The following is a 15,756-nucleotide window of genomic DNA, read 5'->3' as shown; positions in this document are numbered from 1 at the left end:
CACACTAGGCCCAGCGAACAGCGCTGCACCAGCATCAGTTTTTCTTGCGGCTCCGGGCCGTGTCGCGCTTCGGGGCGGAAAGTGGGACAGAGCAACTGAGGGTTACGTCATGTTCTCCCACGAACCCCGTTCCACTGTCACGGGCCGTCCCGTCGGGCTCCCTCCGGCGGGGCGGTTCGCTACGCTCGGCGCGTGAATCAGCAGCAGCCGCCCGCGGGCTGGTACGACGATCCCGCCGGCAGCGGCGGACGTCGCTACTGGAACGGCTCGGCCTGGACCGAGCAGGTGCAGGGGGTCCCCACGCCCAGCAGCACCGATCGGCGCGAGCGCGTCCCGGAGGGGTGGATGCTGCTCAACGGGCAGCGCGTGCCGCTCGGGCAGACCCAGCCGGTTGCCCAGCGGCGACCCTCCGGCATCGGCGGCAACGCCGTCGCCGCGCTCGTCGTCCTGACCGTCGCCGTGCTCGCGCTCGTCACCGCGGGCCTCCTGGCCTCCGTCGACACCGACCCGACGCCGGTCGAGCAGCCGACCTTCGAGGTCGAGGAGCTCGATGACTACCAGGACTTCGAGGACCTCGAGCCTTGGTGAGTCACTGCAGCACGTCGCCGAGGTCGTAGCGGGCGACCTCCTCGAGCTGGGCGTACGTGCACGACTCGGGCTCGCGGTCCGGGCGCCAGCGCTGGAACCGGCCCATGTGGCGGAACCGGGCCTGGTCGCCCTCGCCCTCCATGTGCTCGTACGCGACCTCGAGCACTCGCTCGGGGCGCAGCGGCACGAACGACAGGTCCTTGGTGCCGGTCCAGCGGCTCTGCCCGCCGGGCAGTCGGCCCGAGGCCTGCGCCGCCTCGTCCTGCCAACGGTCCCACGGGTGGCTCTCCCCCTCCGCCAGCCGCAGCGGCTCGAGCTCGTCGACGAGCTCGGCCCGACGCGCCTCGGTGAACGACGCCGCCACGCCCACGTGCTGGAGCCGGCCGTCGTCGGCGTAGATCCCGAGCAGCATCGACCCGAGCAGCGGACGCTCGGCCGTGGAGTTCTTGTGCAGCCGGTAGCCGGCCAGGACGACGTCGGCGGTGCGCGCGTGCTTGATCTTCAGCATTGTGCGGCCGTTCGGCGCATAGGCGCCCTCCAGCCGCTTCGCGATGACCCCGTCGAGCCCCGCGCCCTCGAACGTGGTGAACCAGTGCTCGGCCTCGTCGGGGTCCTCCGTGACCCGCGTGACGTGCACCGGCGGCTGCGCGGGCGCCAAGGCCTCCACGAGCGCCGGCCGACGGACCGAGAGCGGCTCGTCGACGTACGAGCGGTCGCCCAGCGCCAGGAGGTCGAACGCCACGAAGGACGCAGGCGTCTCGCGGGCCAGCATCGTCACCCGTGAATCGGCGGGGTGGATGCGGTTCGACAGCAGGTCGAAGCTGAGCCGGCCGTCCTGGGCAATGACGATCTCGCCGTCGAGCACGCACCGGTCGGGCGTGTGCGCGCGGATCGCCTCGACCACGTCGGGGAAGTACCGCGTCAGCGACTTCGTCGACCGGCTGGCGATCTCGACCTCGTCGCCGTCGCGGAACACGATGGCCCGGAACCCGTCCCACTTCGGCTCGTAGAGGTGGCCGTCGTCGTGCGGCACCTTCTTCGCGGACTTGGCGAGCATCGGCGCCAGCGGCGGCATCACGGGCAGGTCCATGGCCTCAACCTGCCACACCTAGAATGTTCTGGTGCCCTCGACGACGATGACTCCCGCCGTGGAGGTTCGCGACCTCGCCATGCGGTACGGGCGCGGCGACGCCGAGGTGCGCGCCGTCGACGGCCTGAGCCTGAGGGTCGAGACGGGCACCGTCACCTCGATCTTGGGACCCAACGGTGCGGGCAAGACCACCACCATCGAGACGTGCGAGGGCTTCCGCCGTCCGCAGTCCGGGCAGGTGCGCGTCCTGGGCCTCGATCCCGTCGCGCAGGCGGCCGAGCTGCGCCCTCGCGTGGGCGTCATGCTGCAGTCCGGCGGGGCCTGGCTGGGCGTCCGAGCCGGCGAGATGCTGCACCACATGGCGTCGCTCTACGCGAACCCGATGCCGGTCGACGCCCTCGTGGAGCGCCTCGGGATGGCGTCGTTCGCCCGCACGTCCTACCGGCGTCTGTCGGGCGGCCAGAAGCAGCGGCTCTCGCTCGCCATGGCGATCGTCGGCCGGCCCGAGCTGGTCTTCCTCGACGAGCCCACCGCCGGTCTCGACCCGCAGTCGCGCCGCGCCACGTGGGACCTCGTCGACGAGCTGCGTCGCCACGGCGTGACCACCGTGCTCACGACGCACTACATGGACGAGGCGCAGGAGCTCTCCGACCACGTCCACATCATCGACGCCGGCCGGGTGATCGCCTCGGGCACGCCCGACGAGCTCGTCGCCGCCGGCGCCCAGAACACGATCCGGCTGCGCACCCGCGCGGGCCTCGACACCGACTCGCTCGTCAAGGAGCTGCCCGAGGGCGCCGTCGTCGTCGAGACCGAGCCCGGCCAGTACGTCCTCTCGACCGAGGTCGACCCGGGCGTCCTGCACCGCATCACCGGGTGGTGCGCGGCGCACGACGTGCTGGTCGAGTCCGTCCTCGTCGAGCACCAGACCCTCGAGGACCGGTTCCTCGAGCTGACCGGCCGGGAGCTGCGATGACCGCCCTCGACCTCTCCCCCGCGCCCGGCGCCGCGTCGCGCCTCCGCCGCGTGTGGGCCCAGACCGCGATGGAGTTCCGGCTGACGGTGCGCAACGGCGAGCAGATGGTGGTCACGTTCGTGATCCCGGTCCTGCTGCTCGTGGTGGGCTCGCGCTCCGACCGCTTCTTCGACGGCGACGATCCGCTCGACGTGCTCGCCCCGGGCGTGCTTGCTCTGGCGATCGTCTCGACCTCGTTCACGTCCCTGGCGATCGCGACGGCGTTCGAGCGCCGCTACGGCGTGCTCAAGCGCCTCGGCGCCACTCCCCTGTCGCGCGGCGGACTGCTCGCGGGCAAGGTCGGCGCCGTGGCGATCCTGCAGGTCGCCCAGTTCGCCGTGCTCGGCGGCCTCGCGGTCGCGCTCGGCTGGCGGCCCGAGGCACCCGTCGCGGGCACGCTGTGGCTGCTCGTGCTGGGTCTGCTCGGCACGATCGCGTTCGGCGGGCTGGGTCTGCTGCTGGCCGGCACGCTACGGGCGGAGGCCACGCTCGCGCTGGCCAACCTCGTCTACGTCCTGCTGCTCGTCGGCGGCGGCCTCCTGCTGCCGCTGGCCCAGTACCCCGAGGCCGTCCGCGACCTCCTCTCCGTGCTGCCCTCGGCGGCGCTCGGCGAGGGTCTGCGGGAGGCCTTCATGACCGGATCGCCCGGTACGTTCGCTGTGGTGGTGCTCGCCGTGTGGTCCGTCGTGGCCGCGGCCGCCGCCGGAAGGTGGTTCCGATGGGAGTGAGCGCTGTCTCGCGGCGCACCGTGTCGCGCGCGACGGTCGAGAAGTGGGCCTGGGCCAACCTCGTCGCCAACACGCTGATCATCCTCACGGGCGGTGCCGTCCGCCTCACCGGCTCCGGCCTGGGCTGCCCCACGTGGCCGCGGTGCACCGACGAGTCCTTCGTCCCGCACGGCGCGCTCGGCTGGCACGGCGTCATCGAGTTCGGCAACCGCACGCTGACCTACGTGCTGATCGTCATCGCGATCGGCACCGTGATCGCCACGTGGCGCTGGGCCGACGCGACGCGGACGCAGCTGCGCCTGGTGCTCGGCATCGCCCTCGGCATCCCGTTCCAGGGCGTCATCGGTGGCATCACCGTGCTCACCGACCTCAACCCGTGGGTCGTCTCGCTGCACCTGATCCTGTCCATGGCGCTGGTCGTGGCGGCCACGGTCTTCCTGGTGAGCCTGCGTCCCGACGAGGGCACCGCCTCGCCGCGCGCCGCCTGGGTCGTGCGGATCGCCTACGGGGTGCTGCTCGTGGCGATCTACCTCGGCACGATCGTCACGGGAAGCGGCCCGCACGCCGGCGACGCCGATGCACCGCGCAACGACCTCGACCCCGTGTGGTGGAGCCGCGTGCACGCGCTGAGCGTGTGGACGTTCATCATCCTCACGGTCGTCGCGATCGTGCTGCTGCGTGGCCAGGCGCGCAAGGTCGGCCTGCTCGTGCTCGGGGCCGGACTCGCGCAGGGCCTGATCGGCTACGTGCAGTACTTCACTGATCTGCCGATCCTGCTCGTGGCGGCCCACCTCGTGGGTGCGGCCGTGCTGCTGGCGCTGGCCACGCGCTGGTGGATCGTGGCACGTCCCGTCGCATCGTGAGGGTGCCCTCGGCGTCCGGCGGAGCACCCGTCAGCGCGAACCCGCAGCCCTCGTAGAACGCGATCGCGGCGGCATTGTCCGCCATGACCCGCAGCCGCAGTGGCCGTCCTCCGGCCTCGGCGACGACCGTCTCGACGAGCGCTCGCCCGACCCCGCCGCGGCGCGCCTCGGGCGCCACCCACATCGAGATCAGCTCGGGCTCGTCGCCGGGCGCCAGCCCGATCATGGCGACGTCGTGGTCCTTCTCGGCGGCCAGGTAGAGGCGGCCCGGCGCGGCGATCCGCTCACGCCACCGCTGCTCGGTGTCGCCGCCCTCGAGCCAGGCGTGGGCGCTGCAGGCGAAGGCCGCAGCGTCCTCGGTGAGGGCACGCAGGCGAACGGCACGCCACCGCTCCCAGTCGTCGGGCTCGACGACCTCGATCCGGGCGCTCACGGCGCGGGGCGACGGCCCTCACGCCGCTGGCGAGCGGCGGCCGTGACCGTGACGACGACGACCGCGCCCACGATCGTCCCGAAGACCACCATGATCCAGCCGACGGCGAACATGCCGCTGTCGTCGTCGGACCAGCTGGTCCAGCACGCGGCGGCCACACCGACGACCGCGGAGACGATCACGCCCAGCAGCTCGGTGCGACGGGCCAGCCAGCCGCAGGCGACGCCGATGGCGACCAGGACGACGACGAGACCCGCGACCTGCAGCACCGTGTACTGGTCGTCCTCGTCCGTCCCGAGGAAGACCCACCACGCGGCGAACGTGGCGGCGGCGGGAAGGATCCAGGCGAGGAAGGCGCGCATGTGCCGAGCCTACGGCGCGTGGGTCGCTCAGCCGATGAACGGATCGATCGCGGCGGCGACGAACAGCAGCGCCAGGTACGCGTTCGAGAAGTGGAACAGCCGCATCGGCTTGATGACCGAGAGCTCCTCGGTCTCGCGGGCACGGGAGCGCAGGTCGTACGCCTCCAGCAGGAAGACGATGCCCAGCAGGATCGCGATCGACGGGTAGAACCAGCCCGTGTCGGCGACCGGCCACACGAGCACCGAGGTCAGCACGGTGGCCCACGTGTAGCGGACGATCTGGCGACCGACCTCGGCCGAGGTGGTCACCGACGGCAGCATCGGGACCTCGGCGGCGGCGTAGTCCTCGCGGTAGCGCATGGCGAGCGCCCAGAAGTGCGGCGGCGTCCAGAAGAAGACGACGAGGAACAGCAGGACCGGGGTCCACGCCAGCTCGTTGGTGACCGCGGTCCAGCCGATGAGCGGCGGGAAGCAGCCGGCGGCGCCACCCCACACGATGTTCTGCGTGGTGCGTCGCTTGAGGATCATCGTGTAGCCCACGACGTAGAAGACGTTGGCGGCCAGCGCGAGCGCCGACGACAGCCAGTTGACCGTGAGGCCGAGCCAGAGCGTGGACAGCACGCCCAGGACGAGGCCGAATCGCAGCGCGTCCTGGGTGCCGACCTGGTGGCGCGGCAGCGGCCGGCGCGACGTGCGGCGCATCTTCTGGTCGATGTCGGCGTCGACCACGCAGTTCAGCGCGTTGGCCGATCCGGCCGACAGGGAGCCGCCGATCAGGGTGGCCACGACGAGCCACAGGTCGGGGACGCCCTTCTGCGCCAGGAACATCACCGGAACCGTCGTCAGCAGGAGCAGTTCGATGATGCGAGGCTTGGTGAGAGCCACGTAGGCGAGCACCACATCACGGCGGCTGGGCCGATCGATACGGGTGTGCTCGTCGGAGGCATGCGGAAGGACGGTCACGTGGCACAGTCTAATGCCCGACGGATAGGCTCGAGACGCAGACCTCGCTCGACCAACCTCGTGACGACCCAGGAGTGCCGCGGTGACCCACACCCCCCATGCCACTGAACCGACGATCGACTGGTCGGACGTGGACGACCGCGCCGTGAACACGGCGCGACTGCTGGCGGCGGACGCCGTCCAGAAGGCCGGTCACGGCCACCCCGGCACCGCGATGAGCCTGGCGCCCGCGGCCTACCTGATCTACCAGAAGCTGATGCGGCACGACCCCGCAGATCCGCAGTGGATCGGCCGCGACCGGTTCGTGCTCTCGTGCGGCCACTCGAGCCTCACCCAGTACATCCAGCTCTACCTCGCCGGCTACCCGATGTCGCTCGACGACCTGAAGGCGCTCCGCACGTGGGGCAGCCAGACCCCGGGTCACCCCGAGTACGGCCACACGCCGGGCGTCGAGGTCACCACCGGTCCCCTCGGCCAGGGCGTCGCCAACGCCGTCGGCATGGCCATGGCGGCCCGCCGCGAGCGCGGCCTCCTCGACCCGTTCGCGGGCCAGGGCGAGAGCCCGTTCGACCACGACATCTACGCGATCTGCTCCGACGGCGACCTCCAGGAGGGCGTGTCGGGCGAGGCGTCCTCGCTCGCCGGCCTGCAGCAGCTGGGCAACCTGACGGTGCTGTACGACGACAACAAGATCTCGATCGAGGACGACACCGACGTCGCGTTCACCGAGGACGTCGCGCTGCGCTACGAGGCCTACGGCTGGCACGTGCAGACGGTCGACTGGACCCACGGCGGAGGCGAGTACCGCGAGGACGTCCACGCCCTCGCCGACGCGTTCGCCGCGGCCAAGTCCGTCAGCGACCGCCCGAGCCTCATCGTGCTGCGCACGATCATCGCCTGGCCCGCGCCGAACGCGCAGAACACGGGCGCAGCCCACGGCTCGGCCCTGGGCGCCGACGAGATCAAGGCCACCAAGGAGCTGCTCGGCTTCGACCCCGAGGTCGACTTCGCCGTCGACGACGCGGTCATCGAGCACACCCGCGGCGCGATCCAGCGCGGCGCCGAGGCCCGCGAGGAGTGGCAGACGCGCTTCGACCTGTGGGTCACCGCCAACGGCGAGCGCAAGGCCCTGCTCGACCGTCTCCAGTCGCGCGAGCTGCCCGAGGGCTGGGACGCCGACCTGCCGGTCTACGAGCCGAACGAGAAGGGCGTCGCCACCCGCGTCGCCTCGGGCGACTTCCTGTCCGCCGCGGCCCCGCACCTGCCCGAGCTGTGGGGCGGCTCGGCCGACCTCGCCGGCTCCAACAACACGACCCCGAAGGACCAGCCGTCCTTCCTGCCGCCGCAGAACTCGACGAAGAAGTTCAGCGGCGACTGGTACGGCCGCGTGCTGCACTTCGGCATCCGCGAGCACGCGATGGGATCGATCATGAACGGCATCGCGCTGCACGGCCCCACGCGGCCGTACGGCGGCACGTTCCTGGTCTTCAGCGACTACATGCGCCCGGCAGTCCGCCTGGCCGCGCTCCAGGAGCTGCCCGTCACCTACGTGTGGACGCACGACTCGATCGGTCTCGGCGAGGACGGCCCCACGCACCAGCCGGTCGAGCACCTCGCCGCGCTGCGCACGATTCCCGGCCTCGACGTCGTCCGTCCCGCGGACGCCAACGAGACCGTGGCGGCGTGGAAGACGATCCTGCACCGCCACCACCGCCCGGCCGCCCTGGCGCTGAGCCGCCAGAACCTGCCGGTGTTCCCGCGCGACGGCGAGTACGCCCCGGCCTCCGACGTGGCCAAGGGCGCGTACGTCCTGCTGGACTCCCCCGCCGACCTGCACCACGCCACGCCGGACGTGATCATCGTCGCGACCGGCTCGGAGGTGCAGCTGGCCGTCGCCGCGCGCAGCACGCTGGCCGAGCAGGGCATCGGGGCGCGCGTCGTCTCCATGCCGTGCCGCGAGTGGTTCGAGGAGCAGGACCAGGAGTACCGCGACAGCGTCATCCCGCCGCACGTGCGGGCGCGTGTCGTGGTCGAGGCCGGCGTCGCGTTCGGCTGGCGCGACATCGTCGGCGACGCGGGGCGGATCGTCTCGCTCGAGCACTTCGGAGCCTCGGCGAACTACAGCGAGCTCTACGAGCGGTTCGGGATCACCGCGGCCACCACGGTGGCGGCCGCGCAGGAGTCCATCCAGGCCGCACAGCACGAGGGGGGCGTCCCGGTCTTCGCGCGACCGACCGGACCGGTGCTCCCCGACACGACCCACTGACACACCATCACAGGAGTGATCGACATGACCGAACGACTGAAGGCACTCAGCGACGCGGGGGTGTCGATCTGGCTCGACGACCTCTCCCGCGAGCGGATCGAGACCGGCAACCTCGCCGACCTGGTCAAGGAGCGCAGCGTCGTCGGCGTCACGACGAACCCGACGATCTTCGCCTCGGCGCTGGCCAAGGGCGAGCGCTACGAGAAGCAGGTCGCCGAGCTCAAGGCCTCCGGCGCGGACATCGACGCCACGGTCTTCGCGCTCACCACGACCGACGTCCGTGACGCCTGCGACGTGCTCAAGCCCGTCCACGACGCCACCGGCGGCTTCGACGGCCGCGTCTCGATCGAGGTCGAGCCGGGCCTGGCCCGCGACACCGACGGCACCGTCGAGATGGCCGAGCGGCTCTGGAGCGAGATCGACCGCGAGAACCTGCTCATCAAGATCCCGGCCACGCGCGAGGGCCTGCCGGCCATCGCGGCCGCGATCGCGAAGGGCATCAGCGTGAACGTGACGCTGATCTTCTCGCTCGAGCGCTACCGCGGCGTGATGGACGCCTACCTCTACGGACTGGAGCAGGCCGCGGCAGAGGGTCGCGACCTGTCGAAGATCCACTCGGTGGCCTCCTTCTTCGTCAGCCGCGTCGACGCCGAGGTCGACGGGCGCCTCCCCGAGGACAGCCCGCTGCGCGGCAAGGCCGCCCTGGCGAACGCCTGGCTCGCCTACGCGGCGTACCAGGAGGTCTTCGGCTCCGACCGCGCGAAGGAGCTGCTCGCGAAGGGCGCCCACCCGCAGCGCCCGCTGTGGGCCTCCACGGGTGTCAAGGACCCGGCCTACCCCGACACGATGTACGTCACCGAGCTCGTCGTCGACGGCACCGTCAACACGATGCCCGAGAAGACGCTCGAGGCCTTCGCCGACCACGGTGAGGTTCGCGGCGACACGGTCACCGGACGCGCGGCCGAGGCCCAGCAGGTGATCGACGACCTCGAGGCCCAGGGCATCTCGTACGACGAGGTGGTCGAGAAGCTCGAGGACGAAGGACTCCAGAAGTTCGACGACTCGTGGGCCGAGCTCCTCGAGACCGTCAAGGCCGAGCTCCACAAGGACTGACGATGACGAACCGGCTCCGCATCCAGACACCCCAGCACGAGTCGGTCGAGAGTGCCGTCGAGGCTCTCGTCGCGGAGCGGTTCGCGTCACGGCTCTTCGCCGAGGACCCCACCCTGTGGGGTCCCGAGGCGGAGTCGGAGGCGGCGATCCGCCTGTCGTGGGTGACCCTGCACGAGTCCTCGCGCGCGCTCGTCCCCGACATCGTCGCCCTGCGCGACGAGCTGCGCGGGCGCGGCGTGAGCCGTGTGGTCCTGTGCGGCATGGGCGGGTCGTCGCTGGCCCCCGAGGTCATCTGCGCGGCCGAGGGCGTCGAGCTCGACGTGCTCGACTCCTCCCAGCCCGACATGGTGCGGTCGGCGATCCACGACCTCGAGTCGACCGTCGTGGTGGTGTCGAGCAAGTCCGGCGGCACGGTCGAGACCGACAGCCAGCGCCGGATCTTCGAGCAGGCGTTCACCGACGCCGGCCTCGACCCGTCCGCCCACATCGTCGTGGTCACCGACCCGGGCTCCCCGCTCGACGAGCAGGCCACGGCCGCGGGCTACCGCGTGTTCCGGGCCGATCCGCACGTCGGCGGCCGCTACTCGGCGCTCACCGCGTTCGGTCTCGTGCCGAGCGGTCTGGCCGGCGCCGACATCGCGGCGCTGCTCGACCAGGCCGGCCAGGTCGTCGCCGATCTCGAGGACGACGCGGCCTCCAACGACGGACTGCGGCTCGGCGCCCTCCTCGGCGTCGCCGCGCGCGAGGGCGTCGACAAGGTCGTCCTGTTCGACCACGACGGCCGGGGGCTCGGCGACTGGATCGAGCAGCTCGTCGCGGAGTCGACCGGCAAGGACGAGACCGGCATCCTGCCCGTCGTCGCCCTCTCCCCCGGCGACCCCGTCACGTCCGACGAGATCGTCGTCCACCTCGGCACCGAGGACCTGCCGTCCCAGCCGTGGTCGGCCGCCGTGCAGGGCTCGCTGGGTGGTCAGTTCCTCATCTGGGAGGTCGCCACGGCCGTCGCCGGGCGGATCCTCTCGATCGACCCGTTCGACCAGCCCGACGTCGAGAGCGCCAAGGCCGCCGCGCGCGAGCTGCTGGGCGGAGACGCCTCGCTGCCCGAGCCCGACCACCGCGGTGACGTCGCCGACGTCTACGGCTCGTCCGCCACGAGCGTGGCCGACGCGATCGGCGAGCTGCTGCAGCAGGTCGGCGACCGCGAGTACCTCGCCCTGCAGCTGTACCTCGACCGCTGGGCGCTCCAGGGCCTCGAGTCCCTCGCGCCGCGGCTGGCCGCCCGCCTCTCCCGGCCGGTGACGTTCGGCTGGGGCCCGCGCTTCCTCCACTCCACCGGCCAGTACCACAAGGGCGGGACACCGGTCGGCGTCTTCCTGCAGGTCACGTGCGACCCGGCCGAGGACCTGCCGGTGCCCGGACGCGACTTCACCCTCGGCCAGTTCATCGAGTCGCAGGCCGCGGGCGACGCCCAGGTGCTGCGCGACAAGGGCCGGCCCGTGCTGCGCCTGCACCTGCACGACCTCGAGGCCGGACTCGCCGCGATCAAGGACGCCCTGGCATGAGCCCCAACCCACTGCGCGACCCGCGCGACCGCCGCCTTCCCCGGATCGCCGGACCCTGCACCGTCGTGATGTTCGGCGTCACGGGCGACCTCGCGCGCAAGAAGCTGATCCCCGCGATCTACGACCTGGCCAACCGCGGCCTGCTGCCGCCGGGCTTCGGCCTCGTCGGCTTCGCCCGTCGCGACTGGGGCGACGGCACGTTCGCCGCGCTGCTGAAGAAGGCCGCCAAGGCCGGCGCCCGCACCGAGTGGAGCGAGACCGTCTGGAAGCAGCTGGCCGCCGGCATCAAGTTCGTCCCGGGGCAGTTCGACGACGACGACGCGTGGGAGGAGCTGGCCAAGACCCTCACGAAGCTCGACGAGCGCCAGGGCACGGGCGGCAACCACGCCTTCTACCTGTCGATCCCGCCGGGCCTGTTCCCCACCGTCGTGTCCAAGATCGACGAGCACGGACTGGCCAAGCCCGGCACGGGCTGGCGCCGCGTGGTCATCGAGAAGCCCTTCGGGCACGACCTCGAGTCCGCCAAGGAGCTCAACCAGCTCATCGGCAACGTCTTCGAGTCCGAGTCGGTCTTCCGCATCGACCACTACCTGGGCAAGGAGACGGTGCAGAACATCCTCGCGCTGCGGTTCGCGAACCAGATGTTCGAGCCCGTCTGGAACGCCCAGTACGTCGACCACGTGCAGATCACGATGGCCGAGGACATCGGCATCGGCTCGCGCGCGGGCTACTACGACGGCATCGGCGCCGCCCGCGACGTCATCCAGAACCACCTGCTCCAGCTGCTGGCCCTCGTGGCGATGGAGGAGCCCGTCGCGTTCGACGCCTCCAGCCTGCGGGTCGAGAAGCAGAAGGTCCTGCGCAGCCTGCGGCTTCCCGCCGACCTCGACAAGCACTCGGCGCACGCGCAGTACGTCGAGGGCTGGGCGGGCGGTCAGCCCGTCGTCGGGTACCTCGAGGAGGAGGGCACCGATCCGAAGTCCCTCACCGAGACCTATGCCGCGCTGCGCCTCGACATCGAGACGCGCCGCTGGGCCGGCGTCCCGTTCTACCTGCGCACCGGGAAGCGACTGGGCCGGCGGGTCACCGAGGTCGCGGTCGTGTTCAAGAAGGCGCCGCACCTGCCCTTCGAGAGCAACGACGTGACCGAGCTCGGGCACAACGCCCTCGTGATGCGCATCCAGCCCGACGAGGGCGTCACGATGCGGTTCGGGGCCAAGGTGCCCGGCACCACGATGGAGATCCGCGACGTCAACATGGACTTCGTCTACGGCGGCTCGTTCGTCGAGAGCAGCCCCGAGGCGTACGAGCGGCTCATCCTCGACGTGCTGCTCGGCGACCCGCCGCTGTTCCCGCAGCACCGGGAGGTCGAGCTGTCCTGGAAGATCCTCGATCCGGTGATCGAGCATTGGTCGCGCAAGCGCACGATCGACACCTACCAGGCCGGCACGTGGGGCCCGCAGTCCGCGGTCGACATGCTGGCTCGCGACGGCCGCGTCTGGAGGCGACCCTGATGGACCTGACCCTCGAGGACACCAACGCCGCGTCGGTGGCCAAGGCCCTGACCAAGGGACGCTCGCTCGCGGGCAGTCCCGCGATGGACATGGTGCTCACGTTCCTCATCGTCACCGACGACGAGAACGTCGCCGAGGCGATGAAGGCCGCGAACGTGCTGCAGCACGAGCACCCCTCCCGCGTCCTGGGCGTGATCCTGGGCGACGGGCGGGGCAAGCCGCGCCTCAACGCTCGCGTGCGCGTCGGCGCCGGGTCCCCGGGCGAGTCCGTGCTCCTGCGCATGTCCGGCCCGCTCGTGAAGCACGCGGAGTCCGCCGTGCTCCCCCTGCTGCTGCCCGACTCCCCCGTGGTCGTCTGGTGGCCCGGCGTGGGCCCGCTGGAGCCGTCGCTCGATCCGATCGGCCGCCTGGCTCGACGCCGGCTCACCGACTCCGAGCGCACGCCGGCGCCGGTGCAGTGGCTTCACAAGCTCGCGCCCGGCTACGACCCGGGCGACACCGACCTCGCGTGGACCCGTCTCACCCTGTGGCGCGCCCTGCTGGCCGCCGCGCTCGACCAGACCTCGGGGTCGGCCACCGGTGGCCGCATCCTGGCCGACGACATCAACCCCGTCGCCGTGCTCCTGCAGGCCTGGCTCGAGTGCCGCCTCGGAGTGCCGATCGAGTTCGTCGACGACGACTCCGGCTCGCAGATCCAGCGCGTCACGCTCTTCACCGACGTGGGCGACATCGACATCCGGCGCACCGACGAGATGGCCTGCGAGTTCAGCGTGCCGGGATCGTCGCCGCGCATCGTGCCGATCCGACGCCGCACGATCCCCGAGCTGCTCGCCGAGGACCTGCGCCGCCTCGACGCCGACGAGATCTACGGCGAGACCCTGCAGCACCTGGTCACCGGAAAGGACCGATGAGCCGATGACGATCCAGATCTTCGACAGCGCGAACGACCTCGCCCTCGCGGTGTCACGCCAGCTGGCCGCCCGCGTGCAGTCGGTCACCGCCGCCGGCCGGCCGCCGCGGATCGTGCTCACTGGCGGCACCATCGCCGGGAGGATCTACGGCCGATTGTCCGGCGAGAACGCCGACTGGACCCGCGCCGAGTACTGGTGGGGCGACGAGCGCTTCGTCCCCGAGGGCCACGAGGACCGCAACGACCGCCAGGCGCGCGAGGGCTTCCTCGACCGCCTCGGCGTCCCGGCCGACCACGTGCACGCCATGCCCGCGCACGGCTGCGACCTGTCGATGGCCGACGCCGCCGACGCCTACGCGAAGACGCTGCCCGAGGACCCGTTCGACGTCGTGCTGCTCGGCGTCGGGCCGGACGCCCACATCGCCTCGCTCTTCCCCGGCCACCCCCAGGTGCACGAGACCGAGCGTCGCGCCGTCGAGGTCCTCGACTCCCCCAAGCCGCCGCCGCAGCGCATCACGCTGACCTACCCGGCGCTCAACCACACGCGGGCGACCTGGTTCGTCGTGTCGGGCGCCGACAAGGCCGAGGCCGTCGCGAGGGCGATGAGCGGCACCCCGATCGACGAGGCGCCCGCCGCCGGCGCCCGCGGCCTCGAGGAGACCCTGTGGTTCCTCGACACCGCCGCGGCCTCGAAGCTGCCGCGCTGAGCCGGGACGCTGAGGGCGCGGTGAGTCCTCAACCCTTCCCCGCGCTCCCCGGTTGGCCGTCAACCGCATGGGGCTCCGTTGAGGTTGACAGCTCACCGCCTCTTCCGGCGGCCCGGCATGACGAAGGCCCGTCACCGCAGGGTGACGGGCCTTCTCAGATGGTGCTCAGAAGATGATCTCGCCGGTCTTGCGCTTGCTGCGCAGGGTGTCGAGGGCTTCCTTGAGGATGTCGGCGGCCTCGGTCTCGGAGCGGCGCTCCTTCACGTAGGCCAGGTGCGTCTTGTAGGGCTCGGTCTTCGGCGCGTCGGGCCGGTTGTCCGAGTCCATGCTGGCGGGCATGCCGCACTTCGGGCAGTCCCACTCCACCGGCACCTCGGCCTCGATGGCGAAGTTCAGCGTGACCGCGTGGTCGTTCGTGCAGAAGTACGAGACGGCCTGGCGCGGTGCGGCCTCGCCACGCTCGGCCTCGCCCATGGGGCCGGCGCCGATGCGGCTGCCGCGAATCGCTCCGGCGGCCATCAGTTGCTGACCTTCAGCAGCAGGCCGAGCGCGAAGACGCACACGACCCACACGACGGCGACGCCGATGGTGATCCGGTCGAGGTTGCGCTCGGCGACCGACGACCCGCTGAGCGAGCTCGAGACGCCGCCGCCGAACATGTCGGAGAGACCGCCGCCTCGGCCCTTGTGCATCAGCACGAGGACGATCATGAGCAGGCTGCTCAGGGCGAGCAGCACGGAGAACGCGATGACCACGTCGCTCCCTTTCGGTCAGGACCCCTGGAGGTCTGGCATGTCGTAGAACCGGGCGATCCCGGCGAACTCCTCCGCGACCAGACTCGCCCCGCCGACCAACGCTCCGTCGACATCGGGCTTCGCCATGATCGCGGCCACATTCGCCGCCTTGACCGATCCGCCGTAAAGGATACGTGTCTGCTGGGCCGCCTCGGTACCCCAGGTCTCCGCGAGTCGTCCACGGATGGCCGAGCAGACCTCCTGGGCGTCCTCGGGAGTGGCGACCTCGCCCGTGCCGATGGCCCAGACCGGCTCGTACGCGATGACGAGACCGGCGACCTGCTCGGCCGTGAAGCCGGCCAGCGAGCCGTCGACCTGGGCCAGCGTGTACGCCACGTGCTCGCCGGCCTGACGGACCTCGAGGCCCTCGCCGACGCACACGATGGGCGTCATGCCCGCCGCGAGCGTCTTGGCGGCCTTCGCGTTCACGAGCTCGTCCGACTCACCGTGGTACTCACGACGCTCGGAGTGGCCGACGACGACGTACGAGCAGCCCAGCTTGGCCAGCATGGCCGCCGAGATCTCGCCCGTGTACGCGCCGCCGTCGTGCGCCGAGACGTCCTGGGCGCCGTAGCCGATCGGCAGCTTGTCGCCGTCGATCAGCGTCTGCACGCTGCGCAGGTCGGTGAACGGCGGGATCACGACGACCTCGCTCTTGGCGTGGTCGTGCTTCTTGTCCGACAGGGTCCACGCCAGCTTCTGGACCAGGACCACCGCCTCCTGGTGGTTCAGGTTGGACTTCCAGTTGCCCGCCATCAGGGGCGTACGGCTCATGACGCCACCGCCTTGGGAGAAGTGCAGTGTGGCAGTGCCGTCATTCGTGTCCTCATGTTCGCTCGCTGGCGCTC

17 protein-coding genes are annotated in these 15,756 nt (G+C 71.4%); 10 read left to right on the top strand and 7 right to left on the bottom strand.

The annotated features are described in order from the left end of the window. Window positions 1-192: 192 nt before the first annotated feature. A complete protein-coding gene (locus tag O3S82_RS07515; RefSeq protein ID WP_218845777.1) occupies window positions 193-588 on the top strand; it encodes a DUF2510 domain-containing protein in 396 nt (131 codons plus the stop codon). 1 nt (window position 589) lies between these two features. On the opposite strand, the gene O3S82_RS07510 is transcribed toward O3S82_RS07515, so the two are convergent. Next, entirely contained in the window at window positions 590-1,678 is a 1,089-nt protein-coding gene (locus O3S82_RS07510) for an ATP-dependent DNA ligase (RefSeq protein WP_179424754.1), read from the bottom strand. A gap of 31 nt (window positions 1,679-1,709) precedes the next feature. On the opposite strand from O3S82_RS07510, the gene O3S82_RS07505 reads away from it, so the two are divergent. From O3S82_RS07505 to O3S82_RS07495, 3 genes are read left to right on the top strand one after another with little or no spacing between them, the layout of a single operon-like run. Continuing rightward, window positions 1,710-2,654: an ABC transporter ATP-binding protein gene (locus O3S82_RS07505; RefSeq protein WP_269306697.1), complete on the top strand. Its 945-nt coding sequence runs from the start codon at window positions 1,710-1,712 to the stop codon at window positions 2,652-2,654. Then, window positions 2,651-3,421, top strand: a complete 771-nt coding sequence (locus tag O3S82_RS07500; RefSeq protein WP_269306695.1) for an ABC transporter permease — start codon at window positions 2,651-2,653, stop codon at window positions 3,419-3,421. The genes O3S82_RS07505 and O3S82_RS07500 overlap by 4 nt, the downstream gene beginning before the upstream one ends. Next, window positions 3,412-4,284, top strand: coding sequence for a COX15/CtaA family protein (locus tag O3S82_RS07495; RefSeq protein WP_179424758.1), 873 nt, complete (start codon window positions 3,412-3,414; stop codon window positions 4,282-4,284). Before O3S82_RS07500 ends, O3S82_RS07495 begins: the two co-directional genes overlap by 10 nt. Here O3S82_RS07495 and O3S82_RS07490 read toward each other — a convergent pair. Genes O3S82_RS07490 through O3S82_RS07480 form a run of 3 tightly spaced genes read right to left on the bottom strand, consistent with a single transcriptional unit; the run spans window position 4,178 to window position 6,042 of the window. Further along, window positions 4,178-4,717, bottom strand: a complete 540-nt coding sequence (locus tag O3S82_RS07490; RefSeq protein WP_179424760.1) for a GNAT family N-acetyltransferase — start codon at window positions 4,715-4,717, stop codon at window positions 4,178-4,180. The genes O3S82_RS07495 and O3S82_RS07490 overlap by 107 nt on opposite strands. Continuing rightward, window positions 4,714-5,079 (bottom strand): hypothetical protein, encoded by a 366-nt coding sequence (locus tag O3S82_RS07485; RefSeq protein ID WP_179424762.1) that lies wholly within the window; start codon window positions 5,077-5,079, stop codon window positions 4,714-4,716. The genes O3S82_RS07490 and O3S82_RS07485 overlap by 4 nt, the downstream gene beginning before the upstream one ends. A 27-nt stretch (window positions 5,080-5,106) precedes the next feature. After that, window positions 5,107-6,042: a heme o synthase gene (locus tag O3S82_RS07480; protein WP_179424764.1), complete on the bottom strand. Its 936-nt coding sequence runs from the start codon at window positions 6,040-6,042 to the stop codon at window positions 5,107-5,109. 82 nt (window positions 6,043-6,124) lie between these two features. Here O3S82_RS07480 and tkt point away from each other — a divergent pair, with 82 nt between their 5' ends. From tkt to pgl, 6 genes are read left to right on the top strand one after another with little or no spacing between them, the layout of a single operon-like run. Beyond that, the gene (gene tkt / locus O3S82_RS07475; RefSeq protein WP_179424766.1) at window positions 6,125-8,308 is read left to right on the top strand and encodes a transketolase; all 2,184 of its coding nucleotides are present in this window, start codon (window positions 6,125-6,127) and stop codon (window positions 8,306-8,308) included. Between the two features lie 24 nt (window positions 8,309-8,332). Further along, entirely contained in the window at window positions 8,333-9,421 is a 1,089-nt protein-coding gene (gene tal, locus O3S82_RS07470; protein WP_269306692.1) for a transaldolase, read from the top strand. A 2-nt stretch (window positions 9,422-9,423) separates the two neighbouring features. After that, complete coding sequence (locus O3S82_RS07465) at window positions 9,424-10,983, top strand: glucose-6-phosphate isomerase (protein WP_179424770.1); 1,560 nt, start codon at window positions 9,424-9,426, stop codon at window positions 10,981-10,983. After that, window positions 10,980-12,497 (top strand): glucose-6-phosphate dehydrogenase, encoded by a 1,518-nt coding sequence (gene zwf / locus O3S82_RS07460; protein WP_179424772.1) that lies wholly within the window; start codon window positions 10,980-10,982, stop codon window positions 12,495-12,497. Before O3S82_RS07465 ends, zwf begins: the two co-directional genes overlap by 4 nt. Next, on the top strand, window positions 12,497-13,408 hold the full coding sequence (locus O3S82_RS07455; RefSeq protein WP_179424774.1) for a glucose-6-phosphate dehydrogenase assembly protein OpcA: 912 nt from the start codon (window positions 12,497-12,499) through the stop codon (window positions 13,406-13,408). The genes zwf and O3S82_RS07455 overlap by 1 nt, the downstream gene beginning before the upstream one ends. 4 nt (window positions 13,409-13,412) lie before the next feature. Continuing rightward, window positions 13,413-14,114 carry a 6-phosphogluconolactonase gene (pgl, locus tag O3S82_RS07450; RefSeq protein WP_179424776.1) on the top strand — a complete coding sequence of 234 codons (702 nt, stop codon included), beginning with the start codon at window positions 13,413-13,415 and terminating at the stop codon, window positions 14,112-14,114. Between the two features lie 165 nt (window positions 14,115-14,279). On the opposite strand, the gene O3S82_RS07445 is transcribed toward pgl, so the two are convergent. The 3 genes from O3S82_RS07445 to tpiA are packed head-to-tail and all read right to left on the bottom strand — an operon-like array spanning window position 14,280 to window position 15,682. Beyond that, window positions 14,280-14,636, bottom strand: a complete 357-nt coding sequence (locus tag O3S82_RS07445; protein ID WP_395487673.1) for an RNA polymerase-binding protein RbpA — start codon at window positions 14,634-14,636, stop codon at window positions 14,280-14,282. Beyond that, a complete protein-coding gene (secG, locus tag O3S82_RS07440) occupies window positions 14,633-14,869 on the bottom strand; it encodes a preprotein translocase subunit SecG (protein ID WP_179424780.1) in 237 nt (78 codons plus the stop codon). The genes O3S82_RS07445 and secG overlap by 4 nt, the downstream gene beginning before the upstream one ends. Window positions 14,870-14,884: 15 nt before the next feature. Beyond that, window positions 14,885-15,682, bottom strand: coding sequence for a triose-phosphate isomerase (tpiA, locus tag O3S82_RS07435; RefSeq protein ID WP_179424782.1), 798 nt, complete (start codon window positions 15,680-15,682; stop codon window positions 14,885-14,887). Window positions 15,683-15,756 lie beyond the last annotated feature (74 nt).

Source organism: Aeromicrobium sp. HA (genome assembly GCF_027171405.1).
GTDB classification, from domain to species: Bacteria; Actinomycetota; Actinomycetes; order Propionibacteriales; family Nocardioidaceae; genus Aeromicrobium; species Aeromicrobium tamlense.
The sequence above is the reverse complement of the archived record's forward strand: the minus strand, read 5'-3'. Positions and strand labels throughout refer to the sequence as shown.

Coding starts and splice junctions, on each gene's coding strand:
- pgl (WP_179424776.1), top strand. CDS start 13,413: ATGACGATCCAGATCTTCGACAGCGCGAACGACCTCGCCCTCGCGGTG.
- tal (WP_269306692.1), top strand. CDS start 8,333: ATGACCGAACGACTGAAGGCACTCAGCGACGCGGGGGTGTCGATCTGG.
- O3S82_RS07495 (WP_179424758.1), top strand. CDS start 3,412: ATGGGAGTGAGCGCTGTCTCGCGGCGCACCGTGTCGCGCGCGACGGTC.
- O3S82_RS07500 (WP_269306695.1), top strand. CDS start 2,651: ATGACCGCCCTCGACCTCTCCCCCGCGCCCGGCGCCGCGTCGCGCCTC.
- O3S82_RS07455 (WP_179424774.1), top strand. CDS start 12,497: ATGGACCTGACCCTCGAGGACACCAACGCCGCGTCGGTGGCCAAGGCC.
- tpiA (WP_179424782.1), bottom strand. CDS start 15,682: ATGAGCCGTACGCCCCTGATGGCGGGCAACTGGAAGTCCAACCTGAAC.
- O3S82_RS07485 (WP_179424762.1), bottom strand. CDS start 5,079: ATGCGCGCCTTCCTCGCCTGGATCCTTCCCGCCGCCGCCACGTTCGCC.
- O3S82_RS07510 (WP_179424754.1), bottom strand. CDS start 1,678: ATGGACCTGCCCGTGATGCCGCCGCTGGCGCCGATGCTCGCCAAGTCC.
- O3S82_RS07465 (WP_179424770.1), top strand. CDS start 9,424: ATGACGAACCGGCTCCGCATCCAGACACCCCAGCACGAGTCGGTCGAG.
- zwf (WP_179424772.1), top strand. CDS start 10,980: ATGAGCCCCAACCCACTGCGCGACCCGCGCGACCGCCGCCTTCCCCGG.